We start from the raw sequence: 18,861 nt of genomic DNA, 5'->3' as shown, positions 1-18,861 counted from the left end.
GTCGGATCATAACGCAGCAGTAGTCGGCTATCTTATGGATAGAGGTGCTGAATTTAATTACAAACCGAACGAAGCACCCCTAACCTTCGGATGACGTTTAACGAACAAGAACTGGTGAAAGGCTGCAAGCAGCGCAACCGCATCGCCCAGAAACAGCTATATGATGTTTTTGGGGGTAAGTTGTTCGCTATTTGCCTGCGCTATACGAAAAACCGCGCTGACGCGGAGGACGTGTTACAGGATGCTTTCATCAAAATTTACGAAAACATAGATTCTTTCAGGGCCGACAGCCCGCTGGAATATTGGCTCAGATCGGTTGTTGTGAATACAGCACTGAACCATTTGCGGCAACAGAAATACCTGAAAGAGCTCGACGATATAGATGTACATCATAATGGCTTGTCGGACAGGGAATTCACGCTGGGGAATTTCCAGATGCAGCAACTCATGGAGATGATTCGCGAATTGCCGCCCGGGTGTCAGACAATCTTCAATCTCTATGCGATTGAAGGTTACCAGCACAATGAGATCGCCCAGATGTTGGGTATCTCCGAAGGAACGTCCAAATCGCAATACTCGCGGGCCAGGACATTGCTTCAGCAGAAGTTGAACAAAGAAAAAAGATTTGATGATGGATCCGTCCAACATAAACAATTTTGAGGATCAGTGGAGAAAGGCCTTGCAGGCGGCTTCCGAAACTCCCCCGCCGTCTGTGTGGGAGGGTATCGAAGCGAGTCTTGATAAGGAGCAGGAAAAGGTCGTTCCCATGTGGTGGCAGTCTCCGAAAGTGTGGTACGCTGCCGCGTCGATCGTCGCATTGCTGCTGGTAGGCGGCGGACTTTGGTTATCAGGTATCCAAATAAGTGATAAGCCACAAATAGCTGTGACTACGAAACCAGCCGGAGCGCCGGAGCGTGAAAAAGGTGAAGCAACCGGAAGAAAGACTTCTGCAAACGAGAGCTTGAATACGGAGAAATTGGCGGCTGCAAACGAGCCCCAAGTTTCGTCGGTAAAACCAGAACAGCGAGAGCCTTCTGAATCGAAGATCGGCTCAACAAGCCAAGGCAATGCACTTGGAAAAAACGAGAACGCATTTGCTAAAACAAAAAATCCTGTGGTTGAGCAGCCGGGCGTAGCAATTGCTGTCCGTGTTCAGAAACCGGTTGCTGAGAGCAGCTCATTGAATGAAGTAATCAGCACGGTCTCCGCACCTGTTGAGAACATACAGCCCATAGAAAGTGCGGTAGCAAAAGTGACCGGAAACAGTCATGCAACTACTCTGGCGGATCAAAGCCAAACGATTTCGGCACAATTGCTGGCATCTTTGCCTTATAGCGACCTGGACGTTTATGTACAGAAACGTCATGTTTTCTTCCGCCCTCAAATACAGATAGAGGAGCCTGTTAAAGAGAAAAAGCCAAAGGAATATTATGCGGGGCTGGGTGTCATGCCGGCATCGTTTAACCCGGATGTGCAGTTGAAAGAGGCACCTATGGCATTTTCAGGACAGTCGGTGAGCCAGAGACGGGCAACTACGGGATCCAGCGAAGCGCGGGCCTCTTATGCGGTGCAAACGCAGGGCGGTGTGCGGTTATCGAAACATTGGTCTGTGGAAACGGGCATCAGTTACCTCCGCGGCAATTCAGCTTATGAAGGAGGTGGTTATGTGCTGAATGCATACAGTAACCTATCTTCGAATGTATTGGAAAATGCATTGGCGGGATTGAGTAGCCCTTCTGCCGATAAAGCCGCCGGTTTCAATAATGGTGCATTATATATTGACGTTGCCAAAAAAGTAAGTAACAATTATCAATATCTCCAATTGCCGGTACAGGCAGGTTTTACTTTAAATCCTGATAAGAAATTCAGCTATTCGGTGCTCGGTGGTATGATGGCCAATTTCTTTTTGGTGAATGAACTGGAATCCGCTTCCGGAGAGATTATTCGAACAACTGCCAGCGATGATATTTACCGTGGTACGAACTGGGCGGCAACAACTGGGTTGAGATTGAATTATAAGCTCTCTTCAAACTGGGCTGCTAACCTGACGGGTTCTTATCAAAAGGCTGTTTCATCAGGTTTTAAATCGAATCAAAGCCTCGATTCACATCCTTATTTGTACGGCGTATCCTGGTCTGTTCGCTATTCTTTTTGAGATAATTCAAAAAAGATTCCAACCATTACCAGTTGGTTTGAATCTATCGATTTGTGGGTTGATTGTGGAGAAGGAAAATGTTCTTGCATCTGTTAGCCATGAAAATTTTAAAGAAGTCGACGACCCTTCCGATGCTGGCAGCAGCAATGCTGTTTAGTTGTACAAACGACAGCGTTACGCCCGGAAATGATGTAAATCCGGTAGAAATACCGGCCTCAGTTTCGAACGGGACCACTTCTTTTGCTTTTGACTTCATTCACGCGTTACAGAAAACGCAACCTGCGGATGAAAATTTCTTTGTATCCCCGCTCAGCTTGCACATGGCTTTGGGAATGCTTTTGAATGGCGCCGAAAAGGAAACCGCCGCTGAGATTCAAAAGACATTGAAAATGGATACGGTCGCATTGGCCGACTTGAATGCCGCATATAAAACTTTGGTCAACGATTTGCCGGTTGCCGACTCCAAAGTGAGTTTGGGATTAGCAAATTCGGTTTGGTATAGAAATGATTTTTCAGTTGAAAATGATTTTCAATCTGTTTTGAAAAACTCATTTGAAGCAGAAGTAACAGGTTTGCCATTCAACGATGCCGCGAAAGACCGTATTAACAAATGGGCGAGTGATAAAACGAAAGGTAAGATCAAACAAGTTCTGGATCAAATCCAGGAAGATCAGGTTATGTTCCTTTTGAATGCATTGTATTTTAAAGGAGATTGGAAAACGAAATTTGAATCAAATAAAACAAAGGACACGCCATTCCAGCTTGAAAACGGGCAGAGCAAGACGGTCAAAATGATGTATGCTTCCTCGGATTTCAAAGTAGGTGGCGGAAGCAACTATGCAGCCGTGCAGCTTCCGTACGCGAATGGGCAGTTTAGCATGACATTGTTGATCCCACGAGGATCAACTACAATAGACGAAGTGTTGAAAAGTATCACCGGTGACAACTGGATGCAGTTAAATGCGGGAAAAATGACGCAGCAGGGAGTCACAGTAGGTCTACCCAAATTTACGCTGAATTACTCAGCAAAATTGAAGTCGACCTTGCAGGAAATGGGTATTGATAAGGTATTTAAAGCCGGTGCGGAACTCGGAAAGATCAATAAATCGGGAAGGCTTATGGTAGATTTTGTGAAACAGGACGCCTACCTGGGTATTGATGAGCAAGGCACGGAGGCGGCAGCAGTCACTTCAATTGGGGTTGTAGCTACATCGGCAAAACCTGAGCCACCGAGATACATTTGCGATCGTCCGTTTGGCCTGGTGATCAGCGAAAATACTTCCAATACCATTCTTTTTATGGGCAGGATCAAGAATCCGGAATCGAAATAAGAGTGCCGAAAAGCATTTAAAAATATCAAAGATAAAAAATACCGGTTCGCCGGTATTTTCGGGGTGCGTTATCGTCCGAAGGCCTTGCTTTCGGACGATTTTGTTTTGTATTCCAACCAATTACAGAAAAACGTTGTCCTGCATTTACCCAAGTTGAAATATCATTTTTGCTAGCCTCTAAAGCCTAACCGTATGAAACCTAAACTTTTACTGTTATGTGTCGTAGCATGGCTTTGCTGGTCGTGTAACGACCAATGTAAGGAAACGCGCGTTGTGCGTCGCTTTCATAACGCAACGTATTCGCTGCTTGAACTCAGGACGCAGGTCAAAGCGGAATCGCCTCGGGCTTTGGTACAGCCGGGAAAGATGTATGTCAAAGGGAAGTATTTATATGTTAATGAAATAAAGAAGGGTATTCACATTATCGACAACGGCAATCCAGCCAGTCCGAAATTTGTAACATTCATTAATATCCCTGGTAACGGCGACATAGCGGTACGTGATAATATTCTTTATGCCGACAGCTATTCGGACCTCGTTTCAATCGACATTACCGACCCTGCGGCGCCCAAAGAAGTAGGCCGGGTCAAGAATGTTTTTAAAACAGGTACTTTCGATGGTGGCAGCTGGTCACTGAATGAAACCATAGGCGCTATTTCCGATCAGGATGTAGAGTGGGTGACAGAAACTGTGACGGTGAACTGCGAAGACAATATTTCACCGTCATCATGGTGGGGTGGATGGCTGCTTACAGACAGAGCGTTTCTCAGTAGCGCATCGTCGGCTTCGCCGCAATCATCGGGTAGCACTAGTGGGCAGGGCGGCTCCATGGCTCGTTTCGCCCTCGATCGTAATTTTCTCTATGCCGTCGGCCAGAGCCAAATGCATTTGTTTAAGATCGACAAGCCTTCGCAACCGATTGATTTTAAAACGGTAGACCTAGGCTGGGGCATCGAAACCATTTTCCCTTACGACAACAAACTGTTCATCGGTTCCTCGTCAGGCATGTTTATCTACGACAATATTGACCCCGCGGAGCCCAAGAAGCTATCGATGTTTCAACACGGCCGCGCGTGTGACCCCGTGGTCGTGCACGAGGGTGTTGCCTATGTGACGTTACGTACGGGTACCGCGTGCGGAGGAGGCCAGAACCAGCTCGATCTCGTGGATGTAAGCAATCCCTCCACGCCGCAACTCATCAAAAGTTACCAGATGGAAAGCCCGCATGGCCTGAGTGTCGATTTCCCGACGCTCTTCCTCTGCGAAGGCGAGCAGGGTCTGAAAGTATTTGATGTGAGCGATCGCTTCTCGGTCGACAAAAATCAGCTGGCACATTTCAAGGATATGCATGCATATGACGTGATTTCGCTTGGAAAAACGCTGCTGTTGATCGGGGAGGACGGGTTTTACCAATATGACTCTTCCAACCCGAAAGATTTGAGGTTATTGAGCAAAATTCCCGTTGGAAAAGCGATTTGATATGAAAAAGATCGCGTACTTATGGTTGCTGCTCGCTGCTACGGCCGCGAACGCGCAAACGGGCAAAAGTCTCAGGTTCGTGAATCATACCGAGTTTGGCGGATTGTTTGGCAGGGTAAAATATAACAATCCTTATTCAGGCAACCAAGAGCAGGTCGATAGCAAGACAAGTCTTACCATCCAGACATTCAACGGGCTGCAATTGGACCGGCGGCTGTCTGCCGGTGTAACGCTCGGAATGGACTGGTATAAAGCTGCCTTACTGAATCCAGTCGCCGGAGGCGTGCGTTATGATTTGGCCGGAAGGAAAAACGTGCAGCTTTTCGGGACGCTCGATGCAGGTTACGCATTTACCTGGTTTCACGACGATTCCGAAGGCTTTGATACAAAGGGTGGGTTGATGATTAACCCGGGCTTGGGCATCAAAGTAGGAAAGCCGAGAACTGCTGCATTTACGCTCGCATTAACCTATAAGCGGCAAGAAGCGCACGTCACCAAAACGCCGTTATGGGATCAAAAAGAGCGGTTCGAAGACAGGGTTTATAACAGGCTTGCGCTGCGGTTGGGAGTCAGTTTTTAAAATTTATATGCCATGAAAAGAATTGTCTATTTGCTTATCTGTTTCGTTTTTATTGCCTTAACTGCATTTGAGTGCGGAAATAGAAAGGATTGCTGCGTTATGCCGCCGTGTTCGGAAGTCGCTTCGATAGCCGGTGCCTGGCGTCTGGATTATTTTCAAAATACTACCACAGGCGTGATAGACAAGGATCCCGGAATCAGCGGGAAGAGCGTGGTTTTCACCTTTTCTGACGATCAGAAAAATGGGACGATCGCTGGCCATACTTTCGTGAATACGGTTACCGGGGTTTATACGCTCGGCCCGAATTGCACCTTCAAAATTACCAGCTTTGGTGGGAGCAAAGTAGCCGAGCCGGAATGGAGCAGTAAGGCTTGGTTGCCATCGGATTCAACGGGCGGCAAAGGGAACTATCACGTGCAATCCGATAAACTGATCCTTAAATTTGATCAAAACCCCGAACAGCTGGTGTTTAAAAAAGAGAAGTAGGTACATCAGGCGGAGAATGTCAGATCTCCGATTGAATTTTCCGCCTGATATTGATTGATTTCTCAAACTCCGCGATTTCCCGTATAAACATCTGTTGCCCGCGGTTATACCAGTCTCTGAATTTCTCTGACTGGTCAATGTGCTTCGGCAGATAATCGAAAATCACCGACAGGTCAAACGACTTGGACATTACACCAGCGCCGGATATCACCCCGTCGATCGCATTGCATTCCTGCTCGAAATGGTTCGGTACCGGCACCATCATTACAGGTTTACCCAGGTACATTGCCTCGCAAACCGATTCGAAACCGGCTGTCGTCACCAATGCGCGGCAGGTAGCGAGCATCCGAAGATATTTTTCGCTGTTGATCTGGTGGAAAGTGAGTGTATTGTCAAACACAAACTCTTCCGAAGCATCCGCATTATCCCAAAAGCAATGTAATTGCACATCCGGGTGCTTTCGGTGCCAGTCGATTACCTGAGTGCTCAGGCTGTGATGGGTCATGTAAACAAGTATAAACGAACCCTTTTGTGAAGCAAGCCGTGTCACCTCCTTGCGGAGCAATGGTGGTACTACCGTGATTTTCAACTCGGGCGCTGAGGGCATTTCACGGAACGACAATGCAAGCCGGTTCGCCGAAAGCCAGGAGGTTGATTTGGAGTTAAGATTGATCAGAAATTGGTTGATCCGGCTGTTTTCAGGAAAAATAAATTTCGGGTGGAGCAAAAGGTATTGATGCGCGATGCAGACCATCGGTATGCCTGAGCGGTAGATCATATTGTAAAGCCCGCCATAAGTATCGTAAAAACTCACGATCAGGTCGGGGTTGATTTGCTTCACCGTTTCGTGGATGCGATGCAGGCTTTTGAGGTATTTTGGTAAATGTGCCAGGTGCGTGGCGATCGTCCTGCCCACATTCATGCCGCCGCCGTGTGCTTTGTAAATGATATTGGGTGCGGCAAAATGATGCACCGGAGCGAAGATCTGCTCCTGAAAAAAAGACGGAATATTCCGGCCCGGAGACGTCCCCACCATCGCACCCACCACCTTGTGTCCTGCACTACGCAGGATCTGGCCGAGCGAAATGGCTTGCGTCAAATGCCCCCGGCCCTCTCCCTGAACCAGAAAAAGGATTCTCATGATTATAGATAGCGCTGATTCCGCCCCGTCAGAAAACTGGTGAACGCCACCTGCTTCTCGATGCCGGGGAAGTTCTCAACGACTTTTTTGGTACTCGTTTTTTTTACAGGCTTCTCGATGATCTCCTGCTGGCCGTAGTAAAGCAGGCTCCAGTTTCCATCGAAATCTTCTACCAATGCACTCAGGGTCTCCACCCAGTCGCCGGAATTCATGTATTTGATACCATCGATTTCACGAATTGCCGGGTGATGAATATGCCCGCAGATGACGCCGTCGCAGTTACGAGAGCGGGCAAGTTCGGTCAGTTTCTCTTCAAAGTCGGTCATGTAGTTCACAGCCATTTTCACCGACTGTTTTACACGTTGCGATAAAGAGTAATAGGAGAGACCGCGCCATGCGCGATATTTATTGTAAAATTTATTAACCCAAAGCAGGAACGTATAGCCGATATCGCCCAGGTAAGCCAGCCATTTTAAATGGGTAGTGATAGAGTCAAAAACATCACCGTGGGTCACATAAAACCGTTGTGCGCCGGAAGCTAATACGTAATCTTTGCGGATCTGGAAATGCTTGCCGAGGCGCAGAGGAATGATCTGATCGAGGAAATCGTCGTGGTTACCGCGAATGTAGATCACTTTCGTCTTATTGTCTTCTATCATTTTCAGCACGCGTTTGAAAAACAATGTATGCTTGCGTTTCCACACGCCATACTTTTTCAATTGCCACGCGTCGATAATGTCGCCATTCAGGATAAGCTTTTTGCACGTGTAGCTTTTCAGGAAATTGGTGACTTCTTCTGCCTTCGATCCTCCTGCTCCGAGGTGAACGTCAGAAATGATGATAGTCCGAAAGTGAGTTGTATCTCCCATGATACAAATTTTCTCATTTCATATTACCTGGATATTATTCGCAGGTTATCAGTAGGTTAAGTTTGTACTAAAAACTACTTCTACAAATCGTTTTTGAAATATTTACAGAGTAACTATGAGTTTCTTTAAAAGAAAAACAGCATTTTTACTGTTAGCATAACTCAGCAGCCCTAATGAAAAAACTACTCACTCTATTGTTGTTTTCAGGTATACAGGCCTTCGCTCAGCAGGTGTATTTGCCCCATGAAGTAGAGAAACAAGCAGAGCCGGCAGGTGGCCTGACAGTACTCAATCAATTTATCACTTCCAATCTCCAGATCCCGCTTCCAAACGCAGTAAAAGGTGTAAACGGGCGGGTTTATCTCAAAGGCGTGGTGCAGCCGGATGGCAGCATGAGCAATATCGAAGTGACTCGCGGGATAGACACCTTGTGCAATGCAGCGGCTGTGCGAGTCTTGGGGATGTATAAGGCCTGGAAACCGGCTATGCTGGGTGGACAACGGGTCCGGCAAACGGTCTTTTTCCCGGTAGCATTCAAAGCGGATGCCAAGCCGAGTTATGACGTTGCACGGCACGCTTTCGTCGATTATTTCACGAACGATTTCATCCCGGTAGACTCAGCGCGGGCGAAATACCGGCGTACATTGCCCGTCGATGACCAGGGCTTCGTGTCTGGTGACGTAGCTTACGAAGAAGCAAAGGGCAAAAAATGGAAGAAGCTGGGCGAGGCGAAATTTACCAGGAAGGAGATTCGCTACAAGTCGCGTTTTGTGAATCCCAATGCGGACTCGATACCTGCCTATCGTATCTCTGCCCGCGATTTCAATGAGGCTAGCCACGCTGCCGAAGTTACATTCGATTCCGCTGGCCGAATGCTTTCATATGTCGAATATGGCGTCGATGGAAAGGCTTCGATGATCAAGGACTATGACTTGAATGGTATGGTAAGACGTCAACAGTTGCTGACAGACTCGCTGGTGACAGACGTTTACTGGGATCCAAACGGTCAGATCAGAGCTCACAGGGATTTTCCCGTTAACAAAATGGGCGTTAAAGAAGAACCGCTACTGCTGAATGCCTGGGGGCCGGATGGTGCGCAATATGTAAAAAGCGGGGAAGGCTATTGGCGCGGGGTTGGAGAAACGCCGAACGGCAAATGGCTGTTTGAGGAGGGAACTGTTGTGAATGGCATCAAAGACGGCAAATGGATTGGCAAATTGGCCGATAGTACCCGATACTACGAGGAAGTTTACGATTTAGGCCAGTTTAAAACCGGCGTTTCATGGGTCAATGGAACACAAATGGAATATACCAAGCCTCTGATCAATCCCGAGTTTAAGGGAGGTATGAAAGAGTTTTACAAATTCCTTGCGTCCAATATCCGGTATCCGCCTAATGCAGCTAAAAACGGCGTAGCAGGACGTGTAATGCTATCGTTCGTGGTTTGTGAAGATGGTTCGATGTGCGACTATAAAGTAGAAAACAGGGTAGGCTATGGAATAGACGAGGAAGCGCTGAGGGTAGTCAAGCTAATGAGTGGAAAATGGGAGCCTGGCGTGATGCGTGGTCAGAAGGTTAGGGTTAAGTACAACCTACCCGTCAACTTTCAGTTGGAAACCCGTACTCAGGTGATCGTTCACAGATATTAATGGGTGTACCACCATCCATCCTTTCCCGGAGCCGGTCACAAGCTCCGGGATTTTTTTGTCCCAAATGCATTAGAAAGTTGCGCGGAGTTTGATAATATTGTGATATCAATTTAATATCAAACCAACCAGCTATGATCGAAAAGGAATTACGCTCTATCTCAGGCTATCTGCTGTTTGTGATAGGCCTTGCGCTGCTTTTTGGCGGCTTTGTATATTTTGTAACTACTGGCAGTCCGGTTACGGGGATTATCATTGCCGTTACCGGATTTATCATTCTCATCGGCCTCACAGTCATTAACCCGAATGAAGCGGTGGTGACTACTTTTTTTGGAGATTACATGGGTACAATGAAGCAAAACGGCTTGCGTTGGGTAAACCCGCTCTTCCGCAGGAAAAAGATCAGCCTGCGTGCCCGTAACCTGAATGGTCAGAAGCTGAAAGTGAACGATAAACTCGGGAACCCCATTGAAATCGCTGCAGTAGTGGTATGGCGCGTGGGCGATACAGCCAAGGCTTCTTTTGAAGTAGATGATTATGTAAAATATGTAGAAATCCAGTCCGAAGCAGCGGTGCGGCATTTAGCGGGCATTTATGCTTACGATTCGATGGAAGATGAAGAGGCGAACGCCCAGGAGGTGACGTTGCGCGACGGCAGTGGAAAGATCAATGAAATGCTCGAAGCCGAGCTGACCGAGCGCCTGAGCCGGGCCGGTATCGATGTCCTGGAAGCGCGTATTAGTCACCTTGCCTATGCACCTGAGATCGCGGGAGCGATGTTGCAACGTCAGCAGGCATCGGCTGTGGTAGCTGCGCGCCGCCAGATTGTGAACGGGGCCGTGGGAATGGTGGATATGGCATTGGCTATGCTGTCGGATAAGCAGATCGTGGAACTCGACGAGGAGCGCAAGGCCGCGATGGTGAGCAATTTGTTGGTAGTTTTGTGCGGTGAGAAGGCGGCGACCCCCATTTTGAACGCCGGTACTTTGTATCCATGATATGGCGGAGAAAAAAGCATTTGTTTTGCGGATCAATCCTGATATGCTTAGGGAACTCGAAACCTGGGCACAGCAGGATTTCCGCAGTTTGAACGGGCAGATTGAGTTTTTACTGAGCGAGGCGCTGAAAAAACAAAGGCGCTCAAAATCAAAGGGAAACGATAGGGACGGTGCAAAAGATTAATTAAAATGTTAACATTGCACTTATATAGTTGTCGTACTAATTTTTTAAAGCTCACATGAAGCAAATATTCAGGACACTTTCATTAACAATCCTTTCCTTTCAGCTTTTTGCGCAGATTCCCGACACATTTCAATGGCTGCCCGACGGCAGCGGCTACCGCGATGCCAGCGATAGCCAGATCGTGGAAGTAACATTGCCCGCCAACCAGGAAAAAGTCATTGTATCATCCGCGCAGCTTACGCCGCAGGGCGGTTCGCCGCTGAACATCCGGAGTTATTCGATCAGTAAAGCGGGGGATAAGGTTTTAGTTTATACCAATACCAAACGCGTGTGGCGCTACGATACGCGCGGCGATTACTGGGTGTATGACATCACTGCCAAAACGCTGAAACAACTCGGAAAAGGATTGCCAGAGTCGTCGCTGATGTTTGCGAAATTTTCGCCCGATGGCAAGAAAGTCGGGTACGTGAGCAAGCATAATGTGTATGTGGAAGACCTCGCAACCAGCACGGTGAAGCAGGTTACTGCCGACGGCACCGATCGCGTGATTAACGGTACATTCGACTGGGTTTACGAAGAAGAATTCGATTGCCGCGACGGTTTCCGTTGGAGCGACGACAGTAAATCCATCGCCTACTGGCAGCTCGACGCGCGCAAAATCCGCAACTTTTTGATGATCAACACCACGGATTCCATCTACTCGTTCAATGTGCCGGTGGAATATCCCAAGGTAGGTGAGACGCCTTCGCCCTACAAAATCGGGGTGGTAGACGTTGCTACTGCACAGACGAAATGGATGAATATCCCCGGCGACCCGCAGAATACCTACGTTCCGCGCATGGAATGGTCGGGTATGCCGAATGAGTTGGTGATCCAGCAGTTGAACCGCAAGCAGAACGAGAGCACATTGTTCTATATCAATACCACCGACGGCAGCGCGAAACCATTTTATAGTGAAAAGGATGAAGCCTGGATCGATATCAAAAGCCGCTGGGAAAGCGACCCGATGGGCTGGGATTGGATCAACGGCGGGAAGGAATTTTTGTGGGTAAGCGAAAAAGACGGCTGGCGCCACACCTATCGCGTGAGCCGCGACGGGAAGAAAGAAACGCTCATTACCGCGGGTAATTTCGATATGATTAACCCGGTTCGCATCGACGAGAAAAACAATGCCTATTACTTCATGGCATCGCCCGATAATGCGACGCAGAGCTATCTGTACAAGACTTCGCTGGACGGAAAAGGCACGCCGGTGCGCATTACCCCGGCTGATCAGGCCGGAACGCATGCTTATGACATTTCGCCGCTGGGTAAATTCGGACGTCACCAGTTCTCGAATGCAAAAACGTCGCCTCTGGTAGAGTGGATCTCGTTCCCGAAACACGTTTCGATAGACCCTAACAACTCCATCGCGCAATCCAAAGACAAGATCAATTCATCGAAAGCCAATATTGAATTCTTTAAGGTAAAAACAGACGAAGGCGTGGAGGTTGATGCCTGGATGGTGAAACCGACCAACTTTGACGCCAGCAAAAAATACCCGATCGTATTCATGGTGTACGGTGAAGCGGCGGGAAGCACGGTTAAGGACGTTTGGGGAACCGGTCGCAACCGGTTATATGCAGGCAGTATGGCCGACGACGGATATATCTACGCTTCCATCGACAACCGCGGCACACCTTCGCCGAAAGGCGCCAAGTGGCGCAAAGCGATCTATCGCAACATTGGCCGCATTAACATCAAAGACATGGATGGTGCGGCAACAGCGATGTTCAAACAATTTGCATTCATCGATACCAGCCGTGTGGCGGTACACGGATGGAGCGGTGGCGGCTCATCAACTTTGAACCTGCTATTCCAATATCCGCAGCATTTCAAAACTGGTATCGCGGTAGCGGCTGTGGCCAACCAGCTTACTTACGACAACATTTACCAAGAGCGCTACATGGGTATTCCGCAAGAGAATCGTGAGGACTTTGTGAAGGGATCTCCGATTACTTACGCTAAAAATCTGCGTGGTAACCTGCTCTACATTCACGGGACCGGCGATGATAATGTGCATTACCAGAATGCCGAAATGCTCGTCAATGAGCTGATCAAGGCCAACAAGGTGTTCCAGTTTATGCCTTACCCGAATCGTTCGCATAGCATCTCGGAAGGTGAAGGTACCACGCAGCATTTGCGTTCGCTCTTTACGGATTATTTGAGAAAGAATTGCCCTCCGGGAGCCAGATAATGTGGTATATGTAAAAGAAAAGACCTCCGGAGCAATACAATTCCGGAGGTCTTTTCTTTTGTATTAAAAGCCTTATTTACCGTAGAGTTTCTTAGCTGCCGGCTCATATTTATCACCTGCACTCCATTGCGGCGCCGTTTTTCGGTCGGCGATGAGGCGGGTTGCATATGTGTAAGCCTGGCTGAATTTCAGCAGGTAGTTGAAATCCACTGTTTCTGGGTGGTCGGTTACCTGGTGGTAGTTTTTCATGATATCCCCATTGAACTCTTTGAAACCTGGTGTGAAAGTCGGTGCAGGAACACCTTCTTTGGCAAAACTCACATTATCCGAACGGTCGAAAAGACCTTGTTCAGGTGAAGGATCAGCATAAACGCCCAGGCCAAATGTCTTACAGGCTGTTTCGATCTCTGCGCGCGCGCCGGTACGGTCGAGGCCCATTACCGAAACGATGGTCGTGTCATTATAGCCCGCCCCGTCGGAATTCATATTGAAAATGCATTTGTTCAAAGGCATAATCGGATGTGCCGCGTAATATTTGCTGCCCAACAGGCCTACTTCTTCGCCAGTCAAGGCGACAATGACGATAGAGCGTTTGGGTGGGTTTTTAGCCAATGCCTCGGCTGCTGTGAGCAATGCAGTTACGCCAAATGCATTGTCGCGTGCGCCGTTGAAGATGCTGTCCTCGGGCGTATACGACTGCCCGCCTTGCTTGCCTACACCTACATGGTCGTAATGCGCCGAAAGCAAGACGTATTCTTCTTTCAATTTAGGATCGCTGCCCGGGATGTAGCCGGCCACATTGTAGCTGTAAATAGGCTTCGCAACCCTTCCGGAAGTTTTGAAAGTGACTTCTTTCACCGCACGCAATGCACGCGCGAATTTGGCCTCCTTTCCATTCACCCAGGCATGCGGGATCGTTTTGGCAGCGGTAGCTTCGGCCAGCGATATTTTCTCTCCTGCAAAAAACTTGCTTACTGTATTCCAGGGAATAGGTGCATTGAAAAGCTCAATAACCGCAATAGCGCCCTTATCTTGGGCAATTTTGCGTTTTTCTGTCGAAGTAGCGATGATTTCAGAAGGCGTCTGCGTTTCCGGCGTACCGCTTTCTACCAGCACAATTTTACCTTTCACGTCCAATCCTTTGTAGTCGTCCCAGCTTTTAGCCGCATTTTCCAGACCAAAGCTCGCGTAAACGATCGGCGCTTTCAAATCTACCGCATCGCCGGCCATCAAAAGCCAGTCGGTGCCGCTCTTCATGATCTCGGCGTCTGCCGCGATCTCGCCGGGGCCATTAGCGCCCATTTTTTCGAATGGCACACGCTGGAAATAGCTCGAAGTACCGGTTTCTGAATTGCCTGGCACGGGTACGACGCCAAGCTTGCGGAACTGCTCGGCAATGTAGCGGGCTGCTACGAAGTTCCCTTGCTCGCCCGTGCGCCTGCCCATAAGCTCGTCGCCCGCGAGGAAGCGGATATGCGCTTCGGTTTCCGACTTTTTAATTTGGAATTCAGGTAATGAGGATGTCTTTTTCTGCGCATCGGCCGGGATTGCAAGAGCCAGCCCGAGCGGTAGCAGGAGGAAAGGTAGTTTCATGACTGTTTTGTGATGATTTAAAAAGAGAATGTGAAGATGTAAGATAATCAGACATCTCCACATTGTATGTTAGCCGAATCGGAAATCGCTACCGTTTGTTCAATATCACGGCCGCTTCTTTCGCGAAATAGGTCAGGATGCATTTCGCTCCCGCGCGGCGGATGCTGGTAAGCACTTCCATCATTGCACGGTCGCCATCGAGCCAGCCATTTTGCGCAGCGGCTTTCACCATCGCATATTCACCCGAAACGTTGTACGCAGCGATAGGAATGTCGAAGTTCTCGTCCAGCAACCGGATAATATCGAGATACGACAATGCAGGCTTCACCATCAGCATGTCGGCGCCTTCTTCAAAGTCCAGCTGTGCTTCGAGTAATGCCTCGCGCTTGTTGGCGGGGTTCATCTGGTAAGTCTTTTTGTCGCCAAATTTCGGTGCCGATTCCAATGCATCGCGGAAGGGGCCGTAGAACGCACTCGCATATTTGGCAGAATAGGACATAATGCTCACGTCGGTAAACCCGTGTGCATCGAGGTGGCGGCGGATGTAGCCCACACGGCCGTCCATCATATCGCTCGGGCCGAGAATGTCGGCACCGGCTTTGGCTTGCGCCAGCGACATATTAGCGAGGATTTCGAGTGTAGCGTCGTTTAATATCTTACCGTTCTCAACGAGGCCGTCGTGGCCGTCGGAACTGTACGGGTCCATGGCTACATCGGTCATGATCACCAACTCGGGAAACTGCTCCTTTACCGCGGTAATGGCTTTGAGGTAAAAAGTATCTTCATGATAGCTTTCCGATGCGAAACGGTCCTTTTTGCTTTCGGGATAGTTGGGGAAGAGGTCGATCGCCCTGATACCCAGGTCAGTCACTTCTTTAAGCTCTTCGAGCAGGTTGTCCAGCGAATAGCGGTAAATGCCGGGCATCGACTTCACCTCGGACTTCTGCTGTGTTCCTTCTACGACAAACATGGGGAAAATGAAATCGGATACCTGCAAATTGGTTTCCTGAACCAGGTCACGCACTCCTGCGGATTTTCTATTGCGTCGGGGACGACGGTCTAATTGGATCATGGTAATGGGCAGTCGGCGATCGGCTTTCGGCCGTCGGCTTTTATAAAGGCTTATTGAAATACTTTAAAGAAAACCCCACAAAGAAACGCAGAGTTTCCCAATCGCCCCTTTTTCCCTAACCATTCTCTCTACGCGGGCCGCCCTTTTGTCCATTCTCCTTTCCTCCATCCTCCCTCTCCTCCATTTACCCTACCATCAACTTAAAACCCTCCCCATGCAAATTCATGATCTGGATCGAAGGATCTTCGCGGAGGTATTTGCGGAGTTTGGTAATATAGACGTCCATGCTGCGCGCATTGAAATAGGAGTCGTCGCCCCAGATGGTTTTCAATGCAAAACTGCGGCTGATAGGCTGGTTGAGGTTCTGGCAGAATAGCCGGAGCAACTCCGATTCCTTGCTGGTAAGGCGTGCGGATGTCTCGCCGATGGCTAATTGCTGGTGGTTATAATCAAAGGTATATTGGCCAATCCTGAATGCCTTGACCTCTTCCGGCTGGTCGGTCTGCCGGGTATAGCGCCTAAGAATGGCTTGGATCCGCATGAGCAGTTCTTCACGGTCGAAAGGCTTGGTCACGTAATCATCCGCCCCGACCCGGAAACCCTGCATCGTATCCTCCTTCATCGACTTCGCCGTTAGAAAAATAATAGGTACATCACGCCCACTCATACGTACCTCTTTTGCCAGCGAAAAGCCGTCCTTTTTGGGCATCATCACATCGAAAATGCACAAATCGTATTCTTTATCCACAAAGTGCTGCCAGCCCTTTTGCCCATCAGTAGCAAGGTCAGTAGGAAAGCCTTTATCCGTCAGATATTCCTGAAGAAGCATTCCGAGGTTGGCGTCGTCTTCAACGAGTAAAAGATTGGGCATTTGAAAAAGAGGTAAATCGTTTAGGTTGCAAGATACGACATCCCTGCGTGGGGTGGGTTGATCCATGAATAACAGAATTCAGTAAAAATTGCTGAATGGTTACATCCTGCGTAAATTAACCCGATAAAACTAGCGATCTTTCGTATCTGTGAAACCTTCTTAATTCATAAAAAATGTTAAAGTTCATCCTATGGGTCGCCGCGATCCTCGTGATCCTCGGTATCGTGTACATTTCCGGGCCAAAAGTGCCGGAAGCACGCCTTACGCCTGTTTTACCAACCGTTACCAGCGACCTTACGAAGCTGGAAGAGGAAATAAACCGCACCGAAAAGGCCACACCGCTTTTGAAGCCCGACAACGAGGCGCGGATCGTGTGGGCAAACGATAGCTTGAAGCAGAAGACGACTTACAGCATCGTGTACATCCATGGGTTCGGCGCGAGCTGGGCCGAGGGCGATCCTATTCACAAAGACCTCGCTAAAAAGTACGGGGCCAATCTTTACCTCTCGCGTATGCACGACGCCGGTATCGCCGATACGAATGCCTTCGACGATCTCACTCCTGCCAATTTCCTGGCCGGAGCGAAGCGCGCGCTGGCGATCGGGAAGGTCCTGGGAGATACGGTTATCGTGATCGGTACTTCGGCGGGCGGACTACTCTCCGTTTACCTGGCGGCCACCCATCCTGAAATCAAGGGATTGGTGCTTTACTCGCCGTGTATGGCCATTGCAAACCCGGCGATGAAGCTCGTGACCGGTCCGTGGGGCCAGCAAATCCTGCATAAGGTGATGGGTACACACAATATGGGTAAGGATTCCATTCCCGCGCAGGCGCAATTCTGGTTACAGGGCTACCATACCAACGGGCTCACGACGTTGCAGCAGATGATCGATGCTATTGCCCGGCCGGAGATTTTTGCAGAAGTGAAAATGCCGGTTTTTGTAGGATATTATTATAAAGATGAGGAGCACCAGGATAAAGTCGTGTCGGTGAAGGCGATCCGTAAAATGTTTGAGGAATTGGGCACGCCGGCGGACCTTAAAGAGGAAATGGCATTTCCGGAGACCGGCGACCATGTCATCGGCTCGCGGTTACGGTCGAAGGACGTAAAGAGTGTGTACGAGGCCACAGACCGGTTTTTTCAGGAAAAGCTGCATTTGAAACCAGTAGAAAAGTCTGTCGCCCAGCCTTGAACGGGTACAGGAAAGGCATCGGGGCGGGGGATATTGTGGTTAAAGCCGCTAAAAATGCTTTACTTTGCCGGCTTGAACGGACATCCTAATTAATCAACAATAAAAGGAAACATGGCTTACGGTTTATTAAAAGGAAAAAGAGGAATTATATCGGGTGCATTGGACGAAAACTCCATTGCCTGGAAAGTTGCGCTGAAAGCGAAGGAAGAAGGTGCCACGTTTGTGCTCACCAATGCGCCTATTGCCATGCGTATGGGGGCGATCAACGATTTGGCGAAGCAATGCGACGCCGAGATTATCCCTGCTGATGCAACTTCCCTGGAAGATATTGAAAACCTTTTTACCAAATCGACCGAGATCCTTGGTGGCAAGATCGATTTCGTATTGCACTCGATCGGAATGTCGCTGAACGTACGCAAAGGTCGTTCCTATGGCGACCTGAACTACGAATGGTTCCAGAAAGGCGTGGATATTTCGGCGCTGTCGCTGCACAAATTTTTGCAGGTGGCTGAAAAGCTCGACGCGATCAACGATTGGGGATCGGTTGTGGCATTATCCTACATTGCGGCGCAACGTACCTATTCATTCTATAGTGACATGGCCGAAGCCAAGGCCATGCTCGAAAGCATTGCGCGTAGCTACGGCTACCGCTACGGAAAGGCCAAGAATGTGCGTGTGAATACAATTTCACAGTCGCCTACCAAAACCAAGGCCGGCTCGGGTATCGAAGGATTCGACGCATTCTATGATTTCGCGGAAAAAATGAGCCCACTGGGCAATGCTTCGGCAGATGATTGCGCCAACTATGCGATCACCCTGTTCTCTGATCTGACCCGCTTTGTGACGATGCAGAACCTCTACCACGATGGCGGTTACTCTTCAACCGGTATTTCCGAAGAACTGGTAACGATGATCCAGCAACAGGCGGAGCAGCAACAGTAATATTCCGATTTGATATTTTGAAAACCCTTCAAGGCACGTGTTTTGAAGGGTTTTCTTTTTGTATTAAAATAAATGCGTATACACA

The 18,861-nt window shown here is 48.8% G+C and carries 17 protein-coding genes; 12 read left to right on the top strand and 5 right to left on the bottom strand.

Annotated features, from left to right (window positions below):
- Positions 1–90 precede the first annotated feature (90 nt).
- From ACQ4MZ_RS26645 to ACQ4MZ_RS26620, 6 genes are all read left to right on the top strand, one after another.
- Positions 91–660, top strand: a complete 570-nt coding sequence (locus ACQ4MZ_RS26645) for an RNA polymerase sigma factor (protein ID WP_090385172.1) — start codon at positions 91–93, stop codon at positions 658–660.
- Between the two features lie 157 nt (positions 661–817).
- The gene (locus ACQ4MZ_RS26640) at positions 818–2,155 is read left to right on the top strand and encodes an outer membrane beta-barrel protein (RefSeq protein ID WP_430850319.1); all 1,338 of its coding nucleotides are present in this window, start codon (positions 818–820) and stop codon (positions 2,153–2,155) included.
- 98 nt (positions 2,156–2,253) lie between these two features.
- Entirely contained in the window at positions 2,254–3,486 is a 1,233-nt protein-coding gene (locus tag ACQ4MZ_RS26635; RefSeq protein ID WP_430850317.1) for a serpin family protein, read from the top strand.
- 192 nt (positions 3,487–3,678) lie between these two features.
- Complete coding sequence (locus ACQ4MZ_RS26630; protein ID WP_430850315.1) at positions 3,679–4,965, top strand: LVIVD repeat-containing protein; 1,287 nt, start codon at positions 3,679–3,681, stop codon at positions 4,963–4,965.
- A gap of 1 nt (position 4,966) precedes the next feature.
- Positions 4,967–5,545 (top strand): hypothetical protein, encoded by a 579-nt coding sequence (locus ACQ4MZ_RS26625; RefSeq protein WP_430850313.1) that lies wholly within the window; start codon positions 4,967–4,969, stop codon positions 5,543–5,545.
- A gap of 12 nt (positions 5,546–5,557) precedes the next feature.
- A complete protein-coding gene (locus tag ACQ4MZ_RS26620) occupies positions 5,558–6,031 on the top strand; it encodes a hypothetical protein (protein ID WP_430850311.1) in 474 nt (157 codons plus the stop codon).
- Positions 6,032–6,050: 19 nt separating this feature from the next.
- On the opposite strand, the gene ACQ4MZ_RS26615 is transcribed toward ACQ4MZ_RS26620, so the two are convergent.
- Together ACQ4MZ_RS26615 and ACQ4MZ_RS26610 are read right to left on the bottom strand one after the other, a co-directional pair.
- Complete coding sequence (locus ACQ4MZ_RS26615; protein ID WP_430850309.1) at positions 6,051–7,172, bottom strand: glycosyltransferase family protein; 1,122 nt, start codon at positions 7,170–7,172, stop codon at positions 6,051–6,053.
- A gap of 2 nt (positions 7,173–7,174) precedes the next feature.
- Positions 7,175–8,041 carry a UDP-2,3-diacylglucosamine diphosphatase gene (locus tag ACQ4MZ_RS26610; protein ID WP_430850307.1) on the bottom strand — a complete coding sequence of 289 codons (867 nt, stop codon included), beginning with the start codon at positions 8,039–8,041 and terminating at the stop codon, positions 7,175–7,177.
- Positions 8,042–8,214: 173 nt separating this feature from the next.
- Here ACQ4MZ_RS26610 and ACQ4MZ_RS26605 point away from each other — a divergent pair, with 173 nt between their 5' ends.
- The 4 genes from ACQ4MZ_RS26605 (at position 8,215) to ACQ4MZ_RS26590 (ending at position 13,105) form a co-directional block, all read left to right on the top strand.
- Positions 8,215–9,690 (top strand): energy transducer TonB, encoded by a 1,476-nt coding sequence (locus tag ACQ4MZ_RS26605; protein WP_430850305.1) that lies wholly within the window; start codon positions 8,215–8,217, stop codon positions 9,688–9,690.
- 131 nt (positions 9,691–9,821) lie between these two features.
- Entirely contained in the window at positions 9,822–10,685 is an 864-nt protein-coding gene (locus ACQ4MZ_RS26600) for an SPFH domain-containing protein (RefSeq protein ID WP_430850303.1), read from the top strand.
- A 1-nt stretch (position 10,686) separates the two neighbouring features.
- Positions 10,687–10,869, top strand: coding sequence for an Arc family DNA-binding protein (locus tag ACQ4MZ_RS26595; protein ID WP_430850301.1), 183 nt, complete (start codon positions 10,687–10,689; stop codon positions 10,867–10,869).
- Between the two features lie 55 nt (positions 10,870–10,924).
- Positions 10,925–13,105 (top strand): DPP IV N-terminal domain-containing protein, encoded by a 2,181-nt coding sequence (locus ACQ4MZ_RS26590; RefSeq protein WP_430850299.1) that lies wholly within the window; start codon positions 10,925–10,927, stop codon positions 13,103–13,105.
- Between the two features lie 72 nt (positions 13,106–13,177).
- Here ACQ4MZ_RS26590 and ACQ4MZ_RS26585 read toward each other — a convergent pair whose 3' ends face one another.
- The 3 genes from ACQ4MZ_RS26585 to ACQ4MZ_RS26575 all read right to left on the bottom strand — a co-directional run bounded on the left by ACQ4MZ_RS26585 (position 13,178) and on the right by ACQ4MZ_RS26575 (position 16,641).
- Entirely contained in the window at positions 13,178–14,698 is a 1,521-nt protein-coding gene (locus ACQ4MZ_RS26585; RefSeq protein WP_430850297.1) for a M28 family peptidase, read from the bottom strand.
- Positions 14,699–14,786: 88 nt separating this feature from the next.
- Positions 14,787–15,770: a porphobilinogen synthase gene (hemB, locus tag ACQ4MZ_RS26580; RefSeq protein WP_430850295.1), complete on the bottom strand. Its 984-nt coding sequence runs from the start codon at positions 15,768–15,770 to the stop codon at positions 14,787–14,789.
- Between the two features lie 184 nt (positions 15,771–15,954).
- Complete coding sequence (locus ACQ4MZ_RS26575; RefSeq protein WP_430850293.1) at positions 15,955–16,641, bottom strand: response regulator transcription factor; 687 nt, start codon at positions 16,639–16,641, stop codon at positions 15,955–15,957.
- Positions 16,642–16,814: 173 nt separating this feature from the next.
- Between ACQ4MZ_RS26575 and ACQ4MZ_RS26570 the strand changes: the two genes are divergently transcribed.
- Positions 16,815–17,834 (top strand): alpha/beta hydrolase, encoded by a 1,020-nt coding sequence (locus ACQ4MZ_RS26570; protein ID WP_430850291.1) that lies wholly within the window; start codon positions 16,815–16,817, stop codon positions 17,832–17,834.
- Positions 17,835–17,945: 111 nt separating this feature from the next.
- Entirely contained in the window at positions 17,946–18,776 is an 831-nt protein-coding gene (locus ACQ4MZ_RS26565; protein WP_430850289.1) for an enoyl-ACP reductase FabI, read from the top strand.
- Positions 18,777–18,861: the final 85 nt, after the last annotated feature.

This window comes from Dyadobacter sp. BHUBP1, from assembly GCF_050587785.1.
Classification (GTDB): Bacteria; Bacteroidota; Bacteroidia; order Cytophagales; family Spirosomataceae; genus Dyadobacter.
The sequence above is the reverse complement of the archived record's forward strand: the minus strand, read 5'-3'. Positions and strand labels throughout refer to the sequence as shown.

Bases quoted from the DNA above. Each gene is read 5' to 3' on its own strand.
- ACQ4MZ_RS26645 (WP_090385172.1), top strand. From the start codon at position 91: ATGACGTTTAACGAACAAGAACTGGTGAAAGGCTGCAAGCAGCGCAAC.
- ACQ4MZ_RS26635 (WP_430850317.1), top strand. From the start codon at position 2,254: ATGAAAATTTTAAAGAAGTCGACGACCCTTCCGATGCTGGCAGCAGCA.
- ACQ4MZ_RS26630 (WP_430850315.1), top strand. From the start codon at position 3,679: ATGAAACCTAAACTTTTACTGTTATGTGTCGTAGCATGGCTTTGCTGG.
- ACQ4MZ_RS26625 (WP_430850313.1), top strand. From the start codon at position 4,967: ATGAAAAAGATCGCGTACTTATGGTTGCTGCTCGCTGCTACGGCCGCG.
- ACQ4MZ_RS26620 (WP_430850311.1), top strand. From the start codon at position 5,558: ATGAAAAGAATTGTCTATTTGCTTATCTGTTTCGTTTTTATTGCCTTA.
- ACQ4MZ_RS26615 (WP_430850309.1), bottom strand. From the start codon at position 7,172: ATGAGAATCCTTTTTCTGGTTCAGGGAGAGGGCCGGGGGCATTTGACG.
- ACQ4MZ_RS26610 (WP_430850307.1), bottom strand. From the start codon at position 8,041: ATGGGAGATACAACTCACTTTCGGACTATCATCATTTCTGACGTTCAC.
- ACQ4MZ_RS26605 (WP_430850305.1), top strand. From the start codon at position 8,215: ATGAAAAAACTACTCACTCTATTGTTGTTTTCAGGTATACAGGCCTTC.
- ACQ4MZ_RS26600 (WP_430850303.1), top strand. From the start codon at position 9,822: ATGATCGAAAAGGAATTACGCTCTATCTCAGGCTATCTGCTGTTTGTG.
- ACQ4MZ_RS26595 (WP_430850301.1), top strand. From the start codon at position 10,687: ATGGCGGAGAAAAAAGCATTTGTTTTGCGGATCAATCCTGATATGCTT.
- ACQ4MZ_RS26590 (WP_430850299.1), top strand. From the start codon at position 10,925: ATGAAGCAAATATTCAGGACACTTTCATTAACAATCCTTTCCTTTCAG.
- ACQ4MZ_RS26585 (WP_430850297.1), bottom strand. From the start codon at position 14,698: ATGAAACTACCTTTCCTCCTGCTACCGCTCGGGCTGGCTCTTGCAATC.
- hemB (WP_430850295.1), bottom strand. From the start codon at position 15,770: ATGATCCAATTAGACCGTCGTCCCCGACGCAATAGAAAATCCGCAGGA.
- ACQ4MZ_RS26575 (WP_430850293.1), bottom strand. From the start codon at position 16,641: ATGCCCAATCTTTTACTCGTTGAAGACGACGCCAACCTCGGAATGCTT.
- ACQ4MZ_RS26570 (WP_430850291.1), top strand. From the start codon at position 16,815: ATGTTAAAGTTCATCCTATGGGTCGCCGCGATCCTCGTGATCCTCGGT.
- ACQ4MZ_RS26565 (WP_430850289.1), top strand. From the start codon at position 17,946: ATGGCTTACGGTTTATTAAAAGGAAAAAGAGGAATTATATCGGGTGCA.